Source organism: Desulfovibrio sp. 1188_IL3213 (assembly GCF_036763145.1).
Lineage (GTDB): Bacteria > Desulfobacterota > Desulfovibrionia > Desulfovibrionales > Desulfovibrionaceae > Desulfovibrio.
In genome coordinates, this window is record NZ_JBAIYR010000282.1 from 1 (window position 1) to 3,102 (window position 3,102).

The window sequence follows — 3,102 nt, forward strand, 5'->3', positions numbered from 1 at the left end:
TCGGCAGACGGTCGGCGGGCACTTGGCGGCTGAAGCCGCAACGCGGGCAGGTAATATTCACTGGACTCTCCTCAATAAACGCAAAAGATGGCACGGATCCTTTTTATACTATCCGCAGGCCCCGGTGCTGGCAAGGGGCCGCCGCGGGCCATGCGCGCAGACAGAAAACATGTGCCTGCCGTGACGCTTGCTGTTGACAGCCTGCGCGAGTGGCTATACCCTGTTTTTTGACAAGGGGAGTAACTGGGTTCTTGAAGCCCGGGCGGTATCAACAGCATGGCCTTCGGGCCTGGTGCCGCCGTCGGTAAGCCGATTAGTGAGACCTTGGCGCAAGCGCCAAGGTCTTTTTTTATTTTTAAGGAGACATCATGAGCATACGTACCCTGCGGCCCTACATCCTTGCAGTGCTCCTGACCATTCCCGGTTTTGCCCTGCATCTGGCTCCGCCGGATATTTCTCCGTTTATCGTGACCCTGCTTTCAGGCATGGCAATTCTTGGCGCGTCCTTTCTGCTCACCTGGGCCTGTGAAGTGGCGCAGATGGACATGCCGCAGGCCGTGGCCGTGGCCGTAGTGGCCTTTATTGCCGTGCTGCCCGAATACGCGGTGGACATGTACTTTACCTGGATGGCGGGCCAGCACCCCGAAAGTCCCTATTCGCACTATGCCATCGCCAACATGACAGGCGCCAACAGGCTGCTTATCGGCGTGGGCTGGTCGGCCATCGTGCTTATCTTTGCCGGGCGCTTCCACTCGGCGGTGACCCTGAGCGAGGACAAGCGCACTGATGTACTTTTTCTTGCTATGGCAACACTTTATGCCCTGTTCATCCCCATCAAGGGTTCCCTGACCTGGGTGGACGGTCTCGTGCTTCTGGGCATTTACGTGTGGTACATACTTATCATCATGCGCCGCCCCGTGGAGGAAGAGGAACTGGAAGGCCCGGCGGCCCTGCTTGCCAGACTGGCAAAAAAAGTGCGGCTGCGCACTGTGGCGGCCATTTTTGTATTTTCGGCCCTTGTAATTCTGGGCAATGCCGAATCTTTCAGCGAAGGACTTATTGCCAGCGGCAAACAGTTGAACATCAACGAATTTCTTCTGGTGCAGTGGATTGCCCCCCTGGCTTCAGAAGCGCCGGAATTTATCGTGGCCGTCATGTTCGCCTCGCGCGGCAACGCCGGGCTGGCCCTGGGCTGCCTGCTTTCGTCCAAACTCAACCAGTGGACATTGCTTGTGGGCATGATACCCGGAGTGTACGCGGTTTCTTCCGGCGGCCTCAGCCCTGCCATAAATCTTGACACACACCAGTTTCAGGAAATATTACTCACAGCCGGGCAGTCTCTCTTTGCCGTAGCCCTGCTGCTGGATCTGCGTCTGCATGTGCGCGAGGCAGTGTGGCTGCTGCTGCTCTTCAGCCTTCAGCTGCTTTCGCCGCTGTATGAACTGCAGTTGGAAAATATCCTTGGCCTGCCCCACGACCCGTTGCGTCTGCACCTGTTTTACGCCAAGGTGTACCTTGTTCTTGCGGTGATTCTGCTCATCAAGAACTGGCGGCAGACCTGGGCGCTTCGCAAGGGCTTCAAAGTTTAACCAAAGCATGTATACTGTTGCGGGCGGGGAAAAATCGCCGCCCGCACTTTTGAATCAACGGCCCGCATGGCCGGAGCACGTATGGAACAGTACCTCGGGCAAGCAGTTTCGCCTCCACATTTTACTGGTTATCAAGGTATTATATCCATGCCGCGCCTTTTGTCTCTTCTGCTCCTGGTGTTGCTGCTTGGAGAAAGAGCGGCCGAAGCGGCCCGCATGCCGGACCAGCAGACGTCATCCCCCGCCCTTTCACAAGAATTTACAGCCCTCGCCGATGTGACGGAAATCGCTTCTGAAGGCGAAACTGCACATCCTGACGGGCATGCCGCCCCCGAAAACTCCGCCCCCGAAAACTCCGCGCAGAGCCACGCCGCCGGGGCGGAAACTTCCGGGCACGACGGTGTGGACCCCGCAGAGCAGTCTGCCCGCGACAGCGCCGCCGCCATTATTTCCGGCGCACGCAGGCCCGGTATTATTGAGCACCAGCTTGTACATGACGAGCCGGGCAGCCCTGTGATCAACATCAGCTATCCTTCGGTGGGCAGCAAACAGATCGACGGTGACATCCGCCAATGGGTTACGGGCATTGCCTCTGCTTTTGAGCAGAGCTGTAGCGGGGCGGGTCTTTCCACAGGTTCCGGCCTTGACGGTGAGCGCCCGCCTTATGAACTGTGGGCCTCCTACAGTGTTACCGCCCCTTCTCCCGCCGGACTGAGCATTACCTTTGAAGTCTGGACCTATACCGGCGGCGCGCACGGCAATCTTGACGTCATGACCCTCAACTACAGCCTGCTTACCGGGCAACGTCTTGGCCTCGTTGACCTTTTTGAAGATCCGGACCTGGCCCTGAACCTCATGTCCGAATGGTCTTACAATGAGCTTTCGCGGCGTTTGGGCGGCATGCGGCAAGAGCAGATGCTGCGTACGGGCCTTAATCCCGTACCGGAAAATTTCGCCAGCCTCACCCTTACTCCCCAGGGAGTGCGCATTAATTTTCAGCCATACCAGGTAGCGCCCTGGGCGGCCGGGGCGCAAAAAGTGAACATGCCTTTGGATCAGTTGCTGACCGCCAGACCGCTGCTGAGCATCTGGGGGCGTTAGAGCAATTTCACTTTGAAATTGCTCGGACGGCTGCGTGAGCAGTCGCCCGCCGCAAAGATGCAAGCGCAGCTTCAGCCGTTACGACAAAGGAAGTTACGGATGCTTCAGGAGTTGTAACGCAGGAACCTACGCTTGCAGACACCATGTGTAACGAGCGGTTTGTTTCCATACAACCACTGTCGCCATTCGTAAGGCTCGCAGGCTCGCCAACGACTGCCGCGAAGACAGCAGAGCTATTTACTTGCGCGGTTAAGCATCGAAGCGATGCGTGCCTTAAACTTTGAGACATTGCTGTCCGGCTAAGGGGTAACAAAAAAGTCCAAAATCTCAGCAGTATGTGGTATAAGAAGTTACCACAACAACTTGCCACACAAGGAGATTTTGGACTTGAGCCATCATACTACACTCTTCT

2 protein-coding genes are annotated in these 3,102 nt (G+C 56.9%); both read left to right on the forward strand.

Annotated elements, in window-relative coordinates; all coding sequences use genetic code 11:
* The first annotated feature begins 368 nt into the window (after window positions 1-368).
* On the forward strand, window positions 369-1,589 hold the full coding sequence (locus V6C16_RS10260; RefSeq protein WP_333536781.1) for a sodium:calcium antiporter: 1,221 nt from the start codon (window positions 369-371) through the stop codon (window positions 1,587-1,589).
* A gap of 147 nt (window positions 1,590-1,736) precedes the next feature.
* Window positions 1,737-2,690, forward strand: coding sequence for a DUF3298 and DUF4163 domain-containing protein (locus V6C16_RS10265; RefSeq protein WP_333536782.1), 954 nt, complete (start codon window positions 1,737-1,739; stop codon window positions 2,688-2,690).
* Window positions 2,691-3,102: the final 412 nt, after the last annotated feature.

Excerpts from the sequence above, each read along its gene's own strand:
- V6C16_RS10260 (WP_333536781.1), top strand. The coding sequence starts at position 369 with ATGAGCATACGTACCCTGCGGCCCTACATCCTTGCAGTGCTCCTGACC.
- V6C16_RS10265 (WP_333536782.1), top strand. The coding sequence starts at position 1,737 with ATGCCGCGCCTTTTGTCTCTTCTGCTCCTGGTGTTGCTGCTTGGAGAA.